The following is a 19,314-nucleotide window of genomic DNA, read 5'->3' as shown; positions in this document are numbered from 1 at the left end:
GTTTCTCCTTCCAAATACTGACCCTTCCACAACTTTCCAACTACTTGCGCCACACTATAACACAACCCCATACTGCATGGAGGTTCTTCATTGTACACACTCGCCGCAAAGCCGTCAAGCGCATAAAATGGTCCGTATTCGGTCGGCCGAAACAAGGTCCGCCGCACAACGCGCTTTTCGATCATTTGAACAACCCGGCCGCAACACCTCCCGGCCAAGGCGCATGGCGATCACATGGACTCGACATGCCAAGGCAACCCGTTCCGGAGCTCGAATCAACGCGAAGAAAAAGAAAATTTATCTCTTCCAGTTGACTCGCGGCATCCGCCCCTTTACAATATGTCTTGCAATGAAGAAAAAAGAACTTTGGAAAACCGCCTCGCAGGAAGGATGGATTATCATCTCTTCTTCAAGCGCGGTATTGATTGAATTCAAAAAGATCGAAGCGCCTGTTCCGCGAAATTTTCGCGATCAATTATATATGGAGTAATAGATGAAACCGTCCCTCGTGGAATTGGTCAACGCAATCATACGCAGGATTCAGGAACGTCCCGACGCCACCCCCTCGGAAAAAGGGTTGCGATCATGGCTCGCCCGTCAAGGTTTCAAGAAACACGAAATTGACGCGGCCATGAAATTGATGCGCCCCCGGTTTCCAGACAATGCGAAGCAGGACGGCAACCCCCACCTGTCGGTTCGGCTGTTGTCGCCGCAGGAAGAATACAAACTGTCGCCGGAAGCCCGAAACATCCTTCTACGGCTTGAGTTATACGGTATGATAAATCCGATGGAACGCGAGATGATTTTGGATCATCTCGGCCATTTCGAGGGTGAAGTGGGCGTGGATGAACTCGATTATCTCGTGGCGTGGATGGTCTGCGGTGGCCGGGATATTGGATTCCAGCAGACCCTTTTTGACCTGTTTGAAGACAAAGACAAGACGTTGCACTAGCCGGCCGGGACATTCGGTGTCCTGTTGGCCGGAACGCTGATAGACGCGCAGTCTTGGGAAAAAAGACCGCGCGGGGAAAACGGAGCCGTATCCATTCGGCTCTGTGTTTTTCCAGGCCGCGTCGGCTGGCCCCAAGGCGGAACCATCGGGCATGTGCGGCGTCCCGGCTCGATAGTTTCAGTGTTCGCGCCTTTTTCGCTCCATGCATGGAAGGCGCGAAGAAAGAAATCATAGTCTTGACTTGGACAGTGCGGCCAGACCGCCTTAGGAATGACTTTTCATGGCAAAATCGCTCGTTGTGGTGGAATCGCCCGCCAAGGCGAAAACCATCAATAAAATTCTGGGGCCCCAGTACGTGGTCAAGGCCAGTTTCGGCCATGTGCGCGACCTGCCCAAAAACGAACTCGGCGTGGACGTCGAACATGATTTCACACCGACCTATCAGACCCTGAAAGAGTCTTCGAAGGCCGTCAAAGACCTGAGGGAAACGGCGAAAAAGGTGGATCGCATCCTTCTGGCCTCCGATCCCGACCGCGAGGGGGAAGCCATCGGGTGGCATGTGGCCGAATTGCTCAAGTCATTCAACAAACCCATCGAACGCATTGTGTTCAATGCCATCACGAAACGTAATATTCTCGAGGCGGTCCGGCAGCCGCGGCCCATTGATATCAATCTCGTCAATGCCCAACAGGCGCGTCGCATCCTCGACCGTCTCGTGGGCTACAAAATCAGCCCGCTGCTCCAGTTCGGCGTGCGCAAGGGACTCAGCGCGGGCCGCGTACAATCCGTCGCCGTGCGGATGGTCTGCGAACGCGAGGCCGAAATCCGGGCTTTTGTGGTGGAGGAATACTGGACGCTCGACGCCCTGCTCGAAACCGCCGCCGGCGAAATGATGACGGCGCGTCTGTTTCGGATCGGCGGCGAAAAGCCCCTATTGCCCACGGAAGACGCCGTCGGAGAAGTCATGCGGTCGCTCGAGGGCGCAACGTACGCCGTGACGGCCATCGAACGCAAGGACGTCCGCCGAAATCCCTATCCGCCCTTCATCACCAGCACGCTTCAACAGGAAGCATCGCGAAAACTGGGCTTCAGTCCGCGCAAGACAATGTCAATCGCGCAGAACCTGTACGAGGGCATCGCGCTGGGCGGCGAGGGCCTTGCCGGTCTGATTACCTACATGCGCACGGACTCGACGCGAATAGATTCGGAAGCCATCGGCGAGGTCCGCCGGTACATCGCCGAAGCCTTCGAGGACGGGATGCTTCCCGAAAAGCCCAATTTTTACGCCAGCAAACGCGGCGCCCAAGACGCACACGAAGCCATCCGGCCCACCATGCCATCGCGCACGCCGGAATCCATCCGCCCCTATCTGTCGGATGATCAGTTCAAGTTATACACCCTGATCTGGAAACGATTCGTGGCCAGCCAGATGACCCCGTGCATCCTCGATCAGATGACCATTGATGTAGCCGCGGCCAATTGCGTGTTCCGCGCCACCGGATCGCTTGTAAAATTCCCCGGCTTCACCAAACTGTACGAGGAAAGCGTCGAAGACGACGGCAACGGCGACGCCGCGCAACCGCTGCCCGCCGTGGCCGAGGGCGAAACGCTCGCCATGCGCGAATTGAAGCCGGAACAGCATTTCACCAAGCCGCCGCCGCGCTACACCGAGGCCATGCTCATCCGCGCCCTCGAGGAAAACGGCATCGGGCGCCCCAGCACCTATGCCCCGACGCTGAACACGATCCAGGAACGCGGCTACGTCGAACGCGAAAAGAACCGGCTCAAGCCGACCCAACTCGGCGAGGACGTCAATGCGCTGTTGATCCGCGATTTCCCGGACATCCTCAACATCAATTTCACGGCCCATCTCGAAGAGGATCTCGATCATGTCGAGGAAGGGCGCCGCGAATGGCACGACCTTCTGCGCGAGTTCTACGGCAACTTCATGAAGGATTTGCGCATGGCCCAGGAACGCATCGGGCGCGAATTGCTCGGCGGCGAAACGCAATGCCCCGAATGCGGATCGCCCTTCGAGATGCGCGAGGGCCGCTTTGGAATCTTCATGGCCTGCGCAAACTACCCGAAATGCAAGACGACGCGCCGCCTGTCGAAAAAGGCCGAAGCCCAACCGACGGATGAAATCTGCGACAAATGCGGGGCGCCGATGGTTATCCGCAATGGACGGTTCGGCAAGTTTCTCGCCTGCTCGACCTACCCCCAATGCAAAAATACGCATCGCCTCAACGCCGAAGGCAAAAAGGTCGAGCGTCCCAAGCGCGAAGCGCCGGTAAAAACCGATCAAGTATGTCCGACCTGCGGCGCGTTTCTGGAAATTCGCTGCAACCGGACCGGCGAGCCGTTCTACGGCTGCGAGAAATACCCCAAGTGCCGATTCACGAAACCGAAGGAACTCGACTTGGCGTGTCCGAGGACCGGTTGCGACGGCAAACTCGTGTCCAAGCGGGGAAAAGGCCGCCGCTTTATCGGATGCGACAAGTATCCGGCATGCGATTTTACCGTATTCGGCCAACTCGACCTGAAGACGTCCTGCGATCAGTGCGGCCACGCATGGACCACCCTTGTCAAGTCCAAAGACAAAACGCCGATCCGCAAATGTCCGGTGTGCAAGCATGAGGCGGTCGTTCTCGCATCAAGCGATGCGTCTGAATAGCAAGGCAAAGCAATACGGCGGTGGAAAGACCGCGTTGCCGGCCGCGGGTCACATGGGAAATCGCGTTCCATGAGCGAAGGGCACAAGCACAGGGATGGCGTTGCCAACGGACAATCTTCGCATGACGCAACGCCGGCGGATGTTTCGACGAACCCTCCTCTCGTATCCCCTCAAGGGGAAAATGGGCAACCGGCTTCCCCGCAACGCGGAAACGGACGCCGGATGCGTGCGGCGGTAGTGCTGCTTGTCGTTATATCGTCCGGCCTGTTTGCGCACAGCGTCATGCTGCGCTCCCCATGGTTTGGAACGAGCCCCGTGTGTCCGGACACCTGGCTGCAGGCCGCGTCGGTCCTTTGGGCGCGGACATGGTATCGCGAAGGCGCAATCAACCTGCGGTTCGGCTTGTTCTGGGAACCGGCTTCCATCGAAAGGCCCACACTCGAATCCCGGGCAATCTACAGTTCGTACCCGCCGGGCGTCGTTCTGCCGATTCACGCCATAAGCACATTGCTGCATCGCGATCCCTCGCTGAAAATGGTCATGGCCTACGGATTGATCGGCCAATGGGTCGCAGCCACGGCGGCATCATTGACGGTCTTGCTCGTGGCGCGGCGAATGCGCGGCGGCCTGTTCGCGGCAACGCTTCTCGCCATCATCCCAGCGGTCGGCATCCTCTTTCTGCCGTCGCCGTTTTTCGAATTTCAAATGGGCTATCTGCACGATGTCGCGGCGATCCCGCTGTTTGCGCTGTATATCCTGTTCGAGGCCGTCCGCGACGCATCGGATCGAAAGGGAATCCGCCGACTTTGTTCCGCCGCACAGGGCGTTTTGTCCTTCCTCGGCCTGTTGACCGATTGGCTTTTTGCGTTTGCCGTGTTCTGCCTGTACCTGAAACGAGTCGCGGGCGGCGAAATGACCCGCTGCGAACAGGCCTGCGCAATGGGCGCCCGCGCAAAACGTTTCCTGTTCGGAAGCCTTGCTTTCGGATGGCCGGCGGCCTTGGCCCTGGGGCTGTTCGCCGCGCAGTTGCATGGATTCCGGCAATTCACCGTCATCGCGGGGCGCTTCCAGGAACGCGCGGGCATGCAGCATGGACAATTCAGCCATTTCTCCTTCGACAACCACTTCTGGAATTTCCATCTGGTGCGCGGATTCGGTCCCGCGGGCCGATACGCCGCAATCGCCTGTCTGGCCGCCGTCGCCTTGCTGCTGATGTACGCCGCGGTTCGCGCCGCTTGGCGAAAACCGCCGGGCGCGCCGGTACGCGGCGGAATCGCCGTCATGTTCCTTGCCATCGCGCCTTGCGTGATGCAGGTGTGCGTCTTTCCCCAGCATGCGTCCCATGTGTTTCATTTCTTCGCCGCGGCACGGTTCGCGATTCCCCTGGCAATGATCCCGTTGGCGCTGTTGCCCGCGACGGTGCTGGCGTGGAACGCGTCCCCCTGGCGCGCATGGACGCTGCGCATGCTGGCCCCGCTTCTGCTGATCGCGGCGGTTGCATACACAGGAACGTTGTGGCCGCAGGCGCGCAGACAATTCCTGCCGCCGCCGAAAGAAGACCCCGTCGTCTACGGGCGTTTCATTCACGATCGCACCGGATTCGCGGATGTCTGCTTCACACCGCATCCCTCCTGCGAAATCCTGGCCATGCCCTCGCAACCACCGCTGCCTCTCGCCTATTCGCTCAAGCAGGTCTACCCCGCGCACGCGATGAAAGACATCTGCGGCGCGCTCGACCACGTTGCCGGCGAATACACCGTCAACATCGTGCTGGCGAAAAGCGGTCCACCGATTCCGGAAGATATCCGGCTTCTCGCGGAACGGGCCTACCGCCGGGATGAAAACGATGGGGCGATCCTCTATAAAATTAGGAAAAAGGACTATATCCAGGCTGTCGGCGGAAATTAAGCCAAGACGGTGTTACCGGCTTGATATTTCCAGAAAATACCCGCATCCGGTTTGTTCAGGACTGCGCGGGCAGCACGCAACGGAACCCGACGGTATTTAGGCGCGATTCGGGGAAGAGTCCCTTGCGGTGCGTGCAGCGGATGTCCTGCGCGGGACTGTTCCAGCATCCGCCGCGCACCGAACGCAGGGGAGTCCTGGATTCCTCCATCCGCCCCTCGATGGCCGTCTTGTAGGGCACAAAGGCGTCGAGGGTCCATTCGTATACGTTCCCCCCCATATCATAAATGCCATCCGGCGTCCGGCCTTCGGCGTGCATCGTGACGATGGACGGCATACTGAGGTAGTCGCGAAAATTGCAGTGGTTGGTGTCCGGCTCCAAATGTCCCCATGGATAGGGCCTGTTTTCCTTGCCGCGCGCCGCGAATTCCCATTGCGCCTCGGTCGGCAGGCGCTTGCCGGCCCATGCCGCATAGGCATTGGCGTCGTCCCACGTCACGCCGACAACGGGCTGGTTCGGGCCGCTGTAATTGGGATCCTCGAGCGAACGGGGCGCTGGACGACCGGTCGCCTCCAGGAAAGCCCTGTACTGTTTTACCGTGACCGGGTAAATGTCCATGTAAAAGGGTTCGACATGCGCCTCGAATTGCGGCGCCTCTTCCACAATGAGATCGTTGCCCATGAGAAAACTGCCGCCTTCGAGATAGACCATCCCCTCGGTCGAGGCCTTGCCGCTCGGCGTATAGGCGGACGGCGTCGTCGCGGCCGCGCGGTACGACTGCTCGAACGCCTGCAGCAGCGCCCGGCGAAACGCCGACGCGGAAGGCCATCGTTCCGCCCGGTCAAGGGTCAGGGCGCGGGCCAGAATGTCCATGAGCGAAGGGGAAACGTCGCGGCGAATATTGGGGATGGGTATTTGTTCGTCAATCGGCGTTCGCAACGTCAGCAATTCATAAAAAATCAACCCGACCGTGTACAAGTCCGCCCGCAAATCCACGGCTTGGCCCCGCTTTTGTTCCGGGGCGGCGTAGGCGAAGGTGCCCGCCGCCGTGCCGTTGCGCGCATTGCGGGCCGACTCTTCTTCGATGGCCATGGCAAGCCCGAAATCGAGGACTTTCACGTGTTCGCCGGGCAGGATCATGATGTTTTCCGGCTTGAGATCGCGATGGACGACCGTGCGGTGCGCATGCGCCAGCGCATCGAGGATGCACGCCGAGACATGCACCGCGAAACGCACATCCAGCAACCGCCGTTCGGAGCGATGCCGCCTCAGCAGCGCCCGCAGGCTCTGGCCGCGTAGAAATTCCATGGACAGGAACAAAATCCCCTCGCTGGTCCACGAAATGTCGTGGACGGCCACGATGTTGTCGTGCCGGAGACGGCGCGCGATTTGGGCTTCCTGGATGAAGGTCGCCAATCCCTGCTGCGTCCGCAGCAATTGCGGCTTCAGGAATTTGAGCGCCACTTCCTCGTCCACCAGCGTGTCCTTGGCGCGGTAGACGACGCCCATGCCACCCTGGCCGATGCGTTCCTCGATGCTGTAACGATTCGCGATGCGGTCGCCCGCCGAGAAGACCAATTCCCTCAACCGGGGGATATTCGAGTAGTCGGGCACGCGCAAGGCGGCGCCGCAGCCGAAACAAATGCCCGGCTTTCCTTGTACTGTAGGGGGAACGAGAATCTCCGTCCCGCAATTTGAACAGGTGACACCAATCATGACGGCGAAAACGATAGCACGCGCACGGAACGCGACGCAATGTGTGAACGCCTTTCGCCTTGACAGGCGCATGCAATGTAAGTTACTGTACGAATAAGGACTTGGACCTTCCGGCATTCGCGGCCGGCAAGTCCGGCAGCATAAGGAGTCATGGCATGAGGCAATGGGCAACGGGCCGGGGGACGGCCGTGCGGCTGGTTTTGATGGCGGCGCTGGCCGTTCCGGCCGTCTGTGTCGCCGCCGGCGATTCGGCATCGGCCAAAGCGAAGACGGCCATCAATATCGCCGTCGCTTCGCGCGAGGCCCGTCCGGGGAAAGATGTATCGGTGCCCGTTACGCTTCAGACCAATGGACTGAAGCCCGCCGTAATCAAAATGACGATTCGATTCAATCCCACCTATGTGTCCTATGTAGAGGAGGAAGACGGCGCCGCGGCCGTGGGCGCCGACAAGGTGGTGACGGCCTTCGAACTTCCTTCCGGTTCGTTGAACGTGGTTGTGGCCGGTTTCAATGACAACGCCATGAATGACGGTCTTCTATTCAATGTCGTCTTTCATGTGTCGAGCACCGCTCCGCAAGGCACAATCGTGCCGTTGACCTGTCCCAGTGGAGACGGGGCGCTTTCCGCCGCAGACCCGTTGGCGGCCAGGATCGACGTGTCCGCGACAGCCGGCGCCATCGAGATTATCTGCAGCGGACCGCCGACCCCCAATCCCGTCGCGGGGTGGTTCGACGCGCAGGAAGGCGCCGGGTTGACATGGGGCGAATCGGCCGGCGCCGAAGCCTACCAAATCTATCGCGGGGAAACGAGTGACCCGTCCGTGGCCGAGGCTATCACCGATTGGTTGCCGTCCACCGCCCGGCAATATGTGGACACTTCCATTTTGGCGAATCTTCCGAATTATTGCCGCCTGTACTACTGGGTGCGCGCGCGCAACGCCGAGGAATGCGCCAGCGATCCCGGCGGACCGGTGGACTTGGTCATCAACGAGATTCCGGATGCGCCGACCGGCCTGACCGCCACGCGGGGACACAGCGACGGCGTCCTGCTGATGTGGAACGGCGTGCCCAATGGCGCCGAGTACCGGATTTACCGCAGCAACAACAGCGATCCCGCCACGCGCCAGCCCATCTCGGATTGGATGCCGGCCACGTTTTCTTTCATGGACACGACAACGCCCGCGGCCCAGTACGGGATTGCCGCCGGTTGTTCGGGACGGCTCGTCCTCGATTTCTTCCAATACACCTACTGGGTCGCCGCCCGACATGCCAACGGCTGCGAAAGCGATCTAAGCGAACCGGCCCAAGGATTCCGCGGCCTGCCGGAATCCGAAGCCGCGGGCCTCCTGCCCGAACGGGGCAACCTTGTAGCATGCGCGGCAACATGCGCCCTGCTCATGTTCCTGCACCGTGTGAGAAAAAACCGGCGCGCCTGATTCCCAAATCCCGGCATTTCGTTTCGGATATAACTATCCTCCTTGCTCAGCGCCCCGTGCATGGGGTATATCCATGAAAAGGCAACCCGGAGGAAAACCCGTATGAAAAAGCCAACTTTGCGCGTGGGCATCGTCGGCGCCGGCTTCTCGGCGCGATTTCATTGGGAAGCGATCCGCAAGGTTTACAGCGTTGACGCCGATGTGCAAGGCGTATATGCGCTCGACCGCGAACAGGCGGCCGGATATGCCGCCGAACGAGGCATCCGAGCCTACGATTCACTCGACGCCTTGCTCGACGACGTAGACGTCATTCATTGCTGCGTGCTCGTGGCCGCCCACGAGGAAGTGGCCGTTGCGGCGCTGAAGCAGGACAAGTTCGCGATAGTCGAAAAACCGTTGACGGGGTATTGCGGCGACGGATCCGAAGGCTTTCACGGCGATCGCTTCCCGAAGGAAGACGCGCTCCGGCACGGCATGGCCAGCGTCGAACGCATGCTCGACGCCGAGGCGAAGAGCGCGGGCCGAATCCTCTACGCGGAAAACTGGGTCTATGCGCCCTCTGTCCAGAAAGAACGCGAAATCATCGAAAAGACCGGCGCGCAGATCCTATGGATCCACGGCGAGGAATCGCATTCCGGATCGCACAATCCGACCTATGCCTACTGGAAATACTCCGGCGGTGGCGTGATGATCGGCAAAGGCTGCCACCCCTTGACGGCGGCCCTGTACCTGAAACGCGTCGAGGGCCGTGCGCGCGACGGACAGCCCATCCGACCGAAAAGCGTAAGCGCACGGACGCATGCCATCACACGGATGCCCAATTTCCGCGACGAGGGCCATATCCGCCGAGACTACCACGATATTGACGACTTCTCGGTGATGCACGTCACATTCGAGGATGGCACGCTTGCCACCGTATTCGCCTCCGACATCGTTCTCGGCGGCATTCACAACTGGCTCGAAGTCTGCGCGAACAACCACCGAACCCTCTGCAACATCAATCCGAACACTTCGATGCAAGTGTATAACCCGATCGACGCCAATTTCGCCGACATCTACACCGTCGAGAAAATCGGCACGAAACAGGGCTGGACCGCCATGCCCGCCGACGAGGACTGGTCCACCGGTTATCCCCAGGAAATCGAGGCGTTCTATCGGACCATCGCCTTCGGCGAGCCGCTCGAAAGCGACAGCCGGCTCGCCGCAGACAGCATCTCAACCATCTACAGCGCCTACGTCTCCGCCGAGCGCGGCGGCGCCGAAATGCCGGTACAGACATTTTGAATGGATAAGAGCATTTACGAAAGGTCACTTGATCGCATTTCGCGAGACAGCCTGTCGCGTCTCCTTTGTGGAACCGCAAAACGCACAACGCCTGACAGGCTGGACAGCCTGTCCTACAATTTTTCCGTGCTCGTTCTAAGAGAAAATAACCATGTTTGACGTAAATGATATAGAGAGTGTCCGTGCGCGGGCGCCGTTTCTCGTGGCCCATCGCGGCGGCGTCATCGAGGCGGACGCGCCGGAAAACTCACGGCGCGCAATCGAAAAAGCGGCGGATCACGGTTATGCGATGGTCGAACTCGACGTGTTCGAGTCGCGCGACGGCATTCCGGTGTTGCTGCACGACGGACTCTACATCAACTGCGGCATTTGCGCGCGCATCGCGGATCTCACAGCGGCGGAACTGACGGCCATCCGTTATCGCGGCAGCGATGAGCACATCATCACCCTCGAAGAGGCGCTCGATGTCTGCGCCGAACGCAATCTCGGCGTCATGCTCGACAAACTGGGCAACGACGCAAGGCCCAATGGCGAGATGTCGGAAGCGTGCCTGAAGCGCGTGAAAACGCTCCTGCGCGATCGTTTTCTGGCTTCGTCCACGGTATCCATCATGGACTCGTCCTGGCGCCGCAAACATCTCGCGCGCGTGGCCATGTTTCCCATTCCCAAGGGCGACGTCGCGCTGGCCGTGGCGGGCGAATCGCTGGCGGTCAAGGGCGAATTCTGGTTCGGCTGGGCCGCGGAACTGGACGAACGGACCGTCGCGCGCCTGCACGCGCTCGGCGTCTTCCTCATCGTATCCATCAATACGTTCCACTATCCAAAGCATGCGGTCGAGCCGCTCGCGCGGCAGGACATTGAACGCCTTCTCGCCCTAGGCATCGAGGGATTCCAGATTGACAGTGTGTTCGAGCCGTTCTTCCCGAATAAAGTGAAGCGAACATGAGCGAACAATCCGCCCAATGCCGCGATGTGCGGCGATTCATCATCCGCGCGGGCATGCTCGCGATCGTCAACATTGCGCTGGCATGGGCGGCGCTGTGGGCGACCGGTTCGTATCGTTCCTACGCGCAATGGGAAACCGATTCGATCCTCTACGCGACGCCACGGAACACGCCTTTCGATTTTGTGTCGCTGGGGACCTCGCGCACGCGCATTTTTTCGGAATTCAAGGCCAATCATGATTTCATCGTGAACGATCTCGGCCTGCGTTTTCTGAACATGGCCATTCCCTTCGGCGGCGGCATCCTGCCCGAACGCCTCTTTCTCGAAAACTTTTTCGATCGCGGCAACGGCGCCAAGGCCGTCGTGCTGTTTCTCGATCCGTTCGTGCTCTTCTCGGACCGCCTCAACCGCGAGCACCGCTTCGTCTATTACGAACCGTTCCGCATGCGTTTCATGGCCAAACTGATTGCCAATCGTTTTCCCGCCGAACGACTCATGACGTATGTCCGCTCGAAATTCGGGCGCTATTGGTTCGAACGCGGGCCGCTCGTCAAGGATCGAGACGTCCGCGTGGTTGACGTGGCGCACGCCGATCCCGCCGCGCTGCGCAAACGCATGGAAAATCTCTATCCCGAAGGACTAAATCCATCCAATTTCGAGCGGTACTCGCGGGAAGTCGTACGGATTCTCGACATGGCGGCGAGTCATGGCAGCAGGTCGTTTGTCGTCATCCTGCCGACGCTTCTTGGCGAGGAGCCGGGGCACGGAAAAACATTGGCATTTCTCGAACAATGCCGCGCGCAGCACCCCTTCACGCTTTGCGACTGGTCGAAAACGATGCAGGAGGCACGGTTCTTCGCCGACCATGATCACCTCAACCACGAGGGCTTCAAACACATGGCGCGCACCCTTCTACTGCCGGCATTGGGCGCATCGTGAAAGTTCGATTCCGATCCGCATCAAGTCTATTGTTTGCCCCTCCCCCCCCGGCATGCCGCTATTTTCGGTTTTCCGGCCAGACGACGCCATAACTGGGGCCCAAAAAGAGACGGCAGGTCCACTCGCGATTCGCCCCCCACGGTTGCCGTGCGCATTCAAAGGCGGAATAGAACGACACGCCGATCATGAGTCCGGCGAACAACCATTTCCAACGAACGCGCATGGTCTCGAAAATCGGCTCGGCCATGAGCAGCAGCGGCGGCATGGCTACGATGTACCAACGAAAACCGTAGGCTTCGCCGCCGTAGTTGTTGGTTTTGAACACATAATAGGCGGTGAGTATTACGAAGCCCAGCGCGCCCGCGAGTATGAATTCACGGGCGGGCATACGCGGCCGGGCCAGCGCGCGCACGGCCCCGGCCATCCCGGCCAACAGGATGGGATACAGCGAGAAAAGGCCGCACCGGCCGAGCGTCATGTGAAACAGGTACGTTCCCTTGGGCTCGTTCAGCGCGTCAATCCCCTGCGGGTTGCGCCAATAGGACGCCTCGTACAAATACACGTCGTCGCGCATCTGCACGGGACGCAGATCGCCCGTGGCCATCCACATCGCGCCCGCGTGAATCAAAAGCGGCGCCGCGGCCGCCATGCCTGCAATCGCGATCGTTTTCGCGGGGAATTTCACGAACAGATAAAGCCCCGCGATGGCGACGAAAATGGTCGCGGGCATGTCGAGCGTAGGGACGAGTCCGCCCGCAAGACCGAATGCGGCGAACCGCCAGGGACGGGGCCGGCGGATGCCTTTGAACAGGCCTATCGTAAAATAGAGCGCAACCATCAGCATGGCCGCCGCGGGAACATGGTTGTTCAGGTGCGTGGCAAAACCCCACAACTGCGTGCAAAACAGGACACAAAACAACAACAGCGCACGGGTCAGAGGATCCGTCTTGAACAGCCGTTGCGTCTTCGCGAAGAAAAGGCCCACCAGCAGGTACGAGCCGCCGACAAGGGTCATCGTCATAAAACGCATGATCTTGTCGAGGCTTTCGTCGTCGTCGAGATCCCAGCCGAAGGCGCGGTTCAGGAGCAGATACTCCCCCGTCATCCACAGCGTGATCATGGGCGGCTTGCTGGACAATAGATGGCCGTTGACCATGACTTTGTCAATCGTGCCCTGCTCGAATGGTATGGGCGCCTCGCCCGCGGGGCGGTCAATGTTCCACGAGCCGAATTTGGAAAGGCTGTACACCGTGGCGAGGCGGCTGTTTTCCGCGTCGTTGTTCGAGTAGTCGCCTGCGCCGAGCATGGCGTTGACCGCCGCCGCGCACAGGATGATGAGTTCCATCACCGCGAACTCGCGTTCCCGACGGGATGGAACTTTTTTCGGCTGGGGATCCTGTTTCATGTCGCGCTTACACAATGACGGCATGCGTCCGCACGCCGTTACTTCTTTTCAATCTCGCCCATCAGTTCCGCAACCACCGGCTCGATGGCCTGCGCCCAAATCTCATAGCCCTTCTCATTGGGATGAAGCGCGTCCGGCATGATGGATTTCGGCAGCGTTCCGTCCGCTTCAAGAAATTTCGGGCCGATATCGAGAAAACGAATCATCTTGCCGTCGTCGAGCCGGGCGATGATTTCGTTGACCTTGCCCAGTTTGGCGCGCAGTTCGCCGGGCTTTTCCTCGCGCGGAAAAACGGCCAGCAGCAGGATTTTGGTGGAGGGAAGCCCATCGCGTAGTTTTTTCACGATCGCCGCGATGCCTTCCGCGATTTCCTCCGGCGTATTGGCGACGCAATTATTGGTGCCGATCATGACGACCGCCAATTTGGGCGAGATGCCGGCAATGTTGCCGTTGTCCAAACGCCACAACACATGCTGAGTCCGGTCGCCGCTGATGCCGAGATTCACGGCCTTGCGCGGCGCGTAGTATTTGTCCCACACGGCCTTGCCGGCGCCTTCCCATCCATGGGTGATGGAGTCGCCGATGAGAATCATGTCCACCCCGCCCTTTGCGATCTGTTCATTCATGGATCGGTGGCGGGTCTGCCACCAATCGTCGGGACGCGGTTCCGGCTTGATCGCGGCGTTCTCCGCAAACGCGCCCGCGCAGAACAACGCAACGAAAAGTCCCGACACAACCCGGCGCAAGCGCCACATGCCCACGTGCTTCATTTCAAGTCTCCCATCCGTTTTCGCGCCCTTTCGACAGCCGGAGTATCAGGACGGCAGCCGTCCGGCGGCGCTATGCCTCTTCGCCCTCGAGCGATCCAATATCTATGTCAATCTCCGCGCGGTTTTCGATCTTGTCCACCAAACCGTCGCGAATCCAGATAATGCGATCCGACACATCGAGCATTTTCAGGTCGTGCGTGGCGCTGATGATGGTGACATTTTTTTCCTTGTTGAGCCGACGCAGCAGTTCGATGATTTCCTTGCCGGTTTTCAGGTCGAGATTGCCGGTCGGTTCGTCCGCGAGAATAATCGTGGGATCGTTCGCGAACGACCGCGCGATGGCGACACGCTGCTGCTGGCCGCCCGACAGTTCAAGCGGCTTGTGGCGCAGGCGGTCGCCAAGCCCGACCAGGCTCAGGAGTTCGGCGCCCTTGTCCATGGCGTCCTGCGTGCTCATGCCGGCGAAGATCATCGGCAACGTGCAATTTTCGAGCGCGGTCATCACCGGGATCAGGTTGAAGGTCTGGAAAATATAGCCGATCTTGCGGCAGCGCAGCCACGCCAGTTCATACGCGTCCAAACCCGAAATATCCACCTCGTCAATGAACACCTTGCCGCCCGAAGGCTTGTCGAGTCCGCCGATCATGTTGAACAGCGTGGATTTCCCGGAACCGGACGGTCCCATGATTGAAATATACTCGCCGACGCGGATTTCGATGCTGACCCCCTTGAGCGCCATCAGGGTTTGTTTTCCCATGACATACTCTTTGGTCACGTTGAGGGTCTTGACCGCGTATTCGAGACTGGTTTGCAGCGCCGCTTCCGTCATGGACAGGCTCCTACACCTCGGTTCGCATCGCGTCGGCGGGGGGCATCTTGCCGGCCCGCCGCGCGGGATAAATGGCGCCAATCACCGACAGGACAGCCCCGACCACAACGGCCATCGCCAGCCGGGCGAACACCGCCCGCCACGGCATGGCCGAAAACACGTGCTCGTATTGCGCCATCCACGCCAGCAATGAAAACATAAAACCGAGCGCCGCGCCCAGCAGGCTCCCCAACAGGCCAATCACCCCCGCCTCGATAAGAAACAACTTGACCACGAACCAGTCCAACGCGCCAAGGCATTTCATCGTGCCGATCTCGCGGTATCGCTCGGTCACGCTCATCAGCATGGCATTGGTAATGCCGACAACGCACACCAGAAGCGAAATCGCGGCCAGCCACACCTGCGTGGCGCGGTTACCGGTCGTCTCCATGATGGTTTGGGCGCCGGACGGCTGCAACGCCTGCGCGGCGATATTCGACGTCAATACACTCGAAAGGAACGCGATGGTCAGCACGATGCCCGCCATCGTAATGCACGAACGCCAAAGGCGTATCCGCACGCTGCGCAGGGCAATCTTGAAGGCTTCCCGGTTCGGCAGCCGGATCTGGCGCCTGATGCCCGCCCGCGTCTTGATTTCACTCGTCATATCGGCCGGTTTCACCCATGTTTGCAGCCACTGTAAATCCCACCAGGTTCCGGCGGCCCAACCGGTCCAGATACGCAAGCAGCGCCACTTCCGCTTCCTTGCGGCTCAGGTTGTATTCGCCGGACACAAACCGTATCAAATCCTGCACGGTCCGCTTGCCGTCCATTTGTCGCACAATCCGCGAACCGATGCCGTCCAGCACCAACTCGGCCGTCCGGGGTATCGCAAAAAGATGCCGCAGCACCCGAATCGGCAACCCGCCGGCCTTCTCGTATACCATCCTGATCCCGCCCGTGTCCAATTCCGTCAGGCGGACGGCCGGATTGACGCACGGCGCCGATGCCAGCATGTCGGATCGGGACAGTCTTTTTCGCCTGAAAAACATAACGGCCTCACGCACAAACCATGGTCCGGGCCACGGCTTCGACCTCTTTTTCGGACGCATTGTTGGCTGCGGCGACATACATGCGATCCTCGGCGGCGCATATCCACATCAGACCGTTCAAATGCGATTTTCGCAGCAGATATTCCCGCGTTTCGCATGTGAAACGCACCGCGGCGTGCGCGCGCAGCGTGTGCCCGGCCTTTTCAAGCGTTACGGACAACGCCGTGCGCAACGTCTTGAGCCATTCTTCGGGCATGATATCCAACGACGTTTCTTTCATCCACTGCGAGGCGGCCGACCATCGTTCGACCCGTAGCCAGTCGCGACCCGTTTGAAAATGAAAACGCAGCCGGCCCGGAACCAGTTCGGCGTGCTGAAGCCGGAATCGCCCGGGAATCTCAAATTGGAACCCGTATGCCGCCCATAACTGCCGCCCATCCTCGCGATGGTCGGCCAAGGTCGAAAAAATCCGCCGAGACAGGGTGCGATCCACGTCCCCGCCGGGGAAAAGGACTTCGACCAAACCCAGCAGGCGCCGTTCGGGACAGCGCCAAATCATGCCGATCGCGGCCTGCCGCGCCTGCCATGAAAAGACCAAGGCGTCGTGCCTGTCCCGGAATCGTTTCGGCAGGAATTCCGGACCGATACTCTCCAACGACATTTTTCGGCCCAATCGCTTCTGAAGGGCGCGGATGTAGAGCTCGCGCGCCGCCCTCACATCGGCCGCCCGGCGTTTTTCTGGTTCCCAACGGACGCGCAGGCGCGTGTGAAGGCCGTCGTCGAGGCTGGCAAACCCATCCGGGTAAACGCCGCGATAGGCGTTGAGCTCCCAATCGGAAGGCACGGAAAATTCGATGCCTTGCCAGCCGAATCGGGCCAGAGTCAAGGCCATGGCGCGCCGCCGGACCTAAAAAGCCCGTCCGGGCTGGATGGTTCGCTGCTGTCGGGCTGCGGGGCTTTCCTCCGGTTTTTCTTTCTTGGCGGGTTCTTCCTCGTAAGGACGCCGCCCCAGAAGCTTGTTCCACGTGCGGCCCAGGAATCCCTTGCGGCGATCTTCGCTCGCGGGTGTACGTTTCACCGTCTCCTTGACGGGCACCCACTCGCCGTTTACATTTTCCTCGCTTTTTTCGGCCAAGAACAGACTTCCCACGCGCACCCAGCGTCCGCTGCGCAACTCGAATGTGATCGTCTCCCGGCCGGTTTCGCGCAAAAAGTTCGAGTCGCTCTCCGCATCCCGGCGTTTGGCGTGAAACCGGGTAATAAACCGCTGTTTCGGCAGCGAGACGTCGCCCACCCATGGAATGCTCCGCGATTCCTGGGCCTGCACGATCGCCTTGGCGCCTTCTGTCCCTTCCGGATACACCTCGTATTGTTTGAAGAAATACGGTTTGCGCCGGACAACGCGATTTTTTTGTTCGCCGGCGTTCCGGGCCGTCGCGGCCACATGCTCTTTCACCAGATCAAGCAGTATCGCCTCGTTGCCGGCGGCATCGGCGGCGGCATTCGATTCGAACACCGGCGCCCCGGCGGATTCCCGGCCATGGGCGCACGACAACAGACTCACCGACAGAATCCCCGCAAACAGCCATATCCCTGCTATCTTCATTGCGCGCATATCTGCTCCTATCATCCTCCGAGACGACAACACAATACCGAAATACAAACCCATTCCTGACGCGGCTCAGCCGCAACGTCCCAATCAAGGGTATGATTTCATTGTTCGCCGCTTCTGTGTGCCTTGCACGGAAGTTGCGGACAAAGAAACCCAAAAACCGCCTTTACCGCCTTCCAACAAACGCCAGCCCTCTTCCAGCCTAAAACACGGCTGCTCATGCTGCACCGTGATCCCCGTTCGGAAATCCTATTGGGAACGGCTATTGTACACTGACAATGCCGTCAAGGGAAATCGAGAAGGTGCGGGGCAGACCGGCGGCGTCCTTCCGCTTTGGGTCCTCAAAGATGACACTGCGCTCCCCCACCCGTTTCACTTTGAACCGCCCATTGACGATTTCGTCTTTCTTCTTGATAACGCGATCCTCGGGGCGGTTGGGATACACGATGCGAATGGTCGCCGATTCGCTGGCGGGATCGACGCTCAGCACATTCATTTTGTACGCATAGACTTCCTCGTCCACCGCCGCTTTGAGTTCCTTGATGGCCATACTCTTGGTGTCAATTTCGACAGCCCTTGCCAGCAGGGCGGACGCGCGATCCAACTGCGACAGGCTCCACGGATTGCCGGTAAGCAATGCGTCCGCTTCCTTCAGCACCTGCTCGCGCGCCTGGTCGAGCACCCGGAGGTTGTCGCTGTTGTTCGGATCGTTGCGCACGGCATCCACGGCCGCCTGCAAGGCGTCGAGCGTGCGCCCCGGCTGGTACAGCAGGGCTACGGCCGGATTTTCCAACGCGGCCTCCTGCTTGGGCGCGCCACGATTCAAATAACTGTCTATGTACGCCTTTACAAAACCACCGCCCAGCCAGATCAACAGCACTGCGGCCACAAACGACGCGGCCAGCGCCAGTTTTTTCGTCCATACCCGTTCGTGGCGCTTGTGAACCGTCTTGTGGGCCGGCGCCAGCGATATTTCGGACAGTTCGAGATTGCGCGCATCGAGTTTCGGCATGTCGTCTTTGGGCGCCGCGGTTTTTTCCGTGGGATGTTTGCGGGCGAACCAACTTCGGGACATTTCCTCCTCGCGCTGCTGGCGTTCGGCCGCCGCCCGTTCGAGTTCCTCCCGCCGAAACGCGTCGAGCGCGTCCACCACGGATTCATTCAGAACGGGCTGGGCGCCTTCAACGCCGCCCAAATCCGACACGCTCAAGCGCCGAATCTCTTCCGCCATCGGGCGGGTGACCATCTCCCCGCAATACCGGCATTTCGTCGCCAGGGCGCTAATCGGCATGCGGCACGCCGGACACAACCGGCTCTTGTCCCGTAAATCTTGTGGATGGGCATCCACCTGCTGCATACCTCCCTTGTGCCCAAATCAAACTCGCCCAACTTCCTTGCATGTCATACTACCGCTTTATTCCCAAAATTGCAAGACGCATCTGCGTTTAGTGAGAGAACGTTGCAATCTAAAAACTGACGTAGGCCTTGCCCACAACCCAGTTTCTCTTCCTGCTCGTCATCGTGCTCGCACTGAAAACTCGCTATTTTCGCACTCGTTAAATCATGGAACTTCAATTGGTTGCACAAATCGCCCAAGACTTTCTTGTTGTTTTTTATGAAGCCTGATTTCTTGAGAGTAGCGAATTCTTGAGACAAAAAGATGAGAATTTCCACGAAGATTGGCATTTCCGGGCCATTTCATGTCGGATCGGGCAACGAAATCTTGTTGAGAAATTGAAAATGGCCGCTTTGTAGCGCCAATTTCCAAATCGGCATATCGTGTTTCAGCAAGCCGATTTGGAAATCGGCGTTACA

17 protein-coding genes are annotated in these 19,314 nt (G+C 59.5%); 8 read left to right on the top strand and 9 right to left on the bottom strand.

What is annotated here, in order from left to right; genetic code table 11:
• The first annotated feature begins 223 nt into the window (after positions 1-223).
• The 4 genes from P5540_01720 (at position 224) to P5540_01705 (ending at position 5,534) form a co-directional block, all read left to right on the top strand.
• Positions 224-490 (top strand): hypothetical protein, encoded by a 267-nt coding sequence (locus P5540_01720; protein HRT63518.1) that lies wholly within the window; start codon positions 224-226, stop codon positions 488-490.
• A 3-nt stretch (positions 491-493) separates the two neighbouring features.
• Positions 494-952 (top strand): DUF494 family protein, encoded by a 459-nt coding sequence (locus P5540_01715; GenBank protein ID HRT63517.1) that lies wholly within the window; start codon positions 494-496, stop codon positions 950-952.
• Between the two features lie 280 nt (positions 953-1,232).
• Entirely contained in the window at positions 1,233-3,626 is a 2,394-nt protein-coding gene (topA, locus tag P5540_01710; protein ID HRT63516.1) for a type I DNA topoisomerase, read from the top strand.
• A gap of 222 nt (positions 3,627-3,848) precedes the next feature.
• On the top strand, positions 3,849-5,534 hold the full coding sequence (locus P5540_01705) for a hypothetical protein (protein HRT63515.1): 1,686 nt from the start codon (positions 3,849-3,851) through the stop codon (positions 5,532-5,534).
• Between the two features lie 55 nt (positions 5,535-5,589).
• Here the strand turns inward: P5540_01705 and P5540_01700 are convergent, their stop codons facing one another.
• On the bottom strand, positions 5,590-7,248 hold the full coding sequence (locus tag P5540_01700; protein ID HRT63514.1) for a bifunctional serine/threonine-protein kinase/formylglycine-generating enzyme family protein: 1,659 nt from the start codon (positions 7,246-7,248) through the stop codon (positions 5,590-5,592).
• Positions 7,249-7,403: 155 nt separating this feature from the next.
• On the opposite strand from P5540_01700, the gene P5540_01695 reads away from it, so the two are divergent.
• The 4 genes from P5540_01695 to P5540_01680 all read left to right on the top strand — a co-directional run bounded on the left by P5540_01695 (position 7,404) and on the right by P5540_01680 (position 11,852).
• Positions 7,404-8,684, top strand: coding sequence for a cohesin domain-containing protein (locus tag P5540_01695; protein ID HRT63513.1), 1,281 nt, complete (start codon positions 7,404-7,406; stop codon positions 8,682-8,684).
• A gap of 102 nt (positions 8,685-8,786) precedes the next feature.
• Complete coding sequence (locus tag P5540_01690) at positions 8,787-9,968, top strand: Gfo/Idh/MocA family oxidoreductase (GenBank protein HRT63512.1); 1,182 nt, start codon at positions 8,787-8,789, stop codon at positions 9,966-9,968.
• A 151-nt stretch (positions 9,969-10,119) separates the two neighbouring features.
• Positions 10,120-10,914 carry a glycerophosphodiester phosphodiesterase family protein gene (locus P5540_01685; GenBank protein HRT63511.1) on the top strand — a complete coding sequence of 265 codons (795 nt, stop codon included), beginning with the start codon at positions 10,120-10,122 and terminating at the stop codon, positions 10,912-10,914.
• Complete coding sequence (locus tag P5540_01680; GenBank protein ID HRT63510.1) at positions 10,911-11,852, top strand: hypothetical protein; 942 nt, start codon at positions 10,911-10,913, stop codon at positions 11,850-11,852. Before P5540_01685 ends, P5540_01680 begins: the two co-directional genes overlap by 4 nt.
• 58 nt (positions 11,853-11,910) lie before the next feature.
• On the opposite strand, the gene P5540_01675 is transcribed toward P5540_01680, so the two are convergent.
• The 8 genes from P5540_01675 to P5540_01640 form a co-directional block, all read right to left on the bottom strand.
• Positions 11,911-13,281 carry a hypothetical protein gene (locus P5540_01675; protein HRT63509.1) on the bottom strand — a complete coding sequence of 457 codons (1,371 nt, stop codon included), beginning with the start codon at positions 13,279-13,281 and terminating at the stop codon, positions 11,911-11,913.
• Between the two features lie 14 nt (positions 13,282-13,295).
• Positions 13,296-14,027, bottom strand: a complete 732-nt coding sequence (locus P5540_01670; protein HRT63508.1) for a platelet-activating factor acetylhydrolase IB subunit — start codon at positions 14,025-14,027, stop codon at positions 13,296-13,298.
• 70 nt (positions 14,028-14,097) lie between these two features.
• Positions 14,098-14,856 (bottom strand): ABC transporter ATP-binding protein, encoded by a 759-nt coding sequence (locus tag P5540_01665; GenBank protein ID HRT63507.1) that lies wholly within the window; start codon positions 14,854-14,856, stop codon positions 14,098-14,100.
• A gap of 10 nt (positions 14,857-14,866) precedes the next feature.
• Positions 14,867-15,502 carry an ABC transporter permease gene (locus tag P5540_01660; GenBank protein ID HRT63506.1) on the bottom strand — a complete coding sequence of 212 codons (636 nt, stop codon included), beginning with the start codon at positions 15,500-15,502 and terminating at the stop codon, positions 14,867-14,869.
• Positions 15,492-15,851, bottom strand: a complete 360-nt coding sequence (locus P5540_01655; protein HRT63505.1) for a PqqD family protein — start codon at positions 15,849-15,851, stop codon at positions 15,492-15,494. The genes P5540_01660 and P5540_01655 overlap by 11 nt, the downstream gene beginning before the upstream one ends.
• Positions 15,852-15,894: 43 nt before the next feature.
• Entirely contained in the window at positions 15,895-16,779 is an 885-nt protein-coding gene (locus tag P5540_01650; GenBank protein HRT63504.1) for a hypothetical protein, read from the bottom strand.
• Positions 16,780-16,794: 15 nt separating this feature from the next.
• Positions 16,795-17,502, bottom strand: coding sequence for a hypothetical protein (locus tag P5540_01645; protein ID HRT63503.1), 708 nt, complete (start codon positions 17,500-17,502; stop codon positions 16,795-16,797).
• Between the two features lie 259 nt (positions 17,503-17,761).
• Positions 17,762-18,790, bottom strand: a complete 1,029-nt coding sequence (locus P5540_01640; GenBank protein ID HRT63502.1) for a hypothetical protein — start codon at positions 18,788-18,790, stop codon at positions 17,762-17,764.
• Between the last annotated feature and the right edge of the window lie 524 nt (positions 18,791-19,314).

Source organism: Candidatus Hydrogenedentota bacterium (assembly GCA_035450225.1).
In the GTDB taxonomy this organism is placed as follows: domain Bacteria; phylum Hydrogenedentota; class Hydrogenedentia; order Hydrogenedentales; family SLHB01; genus DSVR01.
The sequence above is the reverse complement of the archived record's forward strand: the minus strand, read 5'-3'. Positions and strand labels throughout refer to the sequence as shown.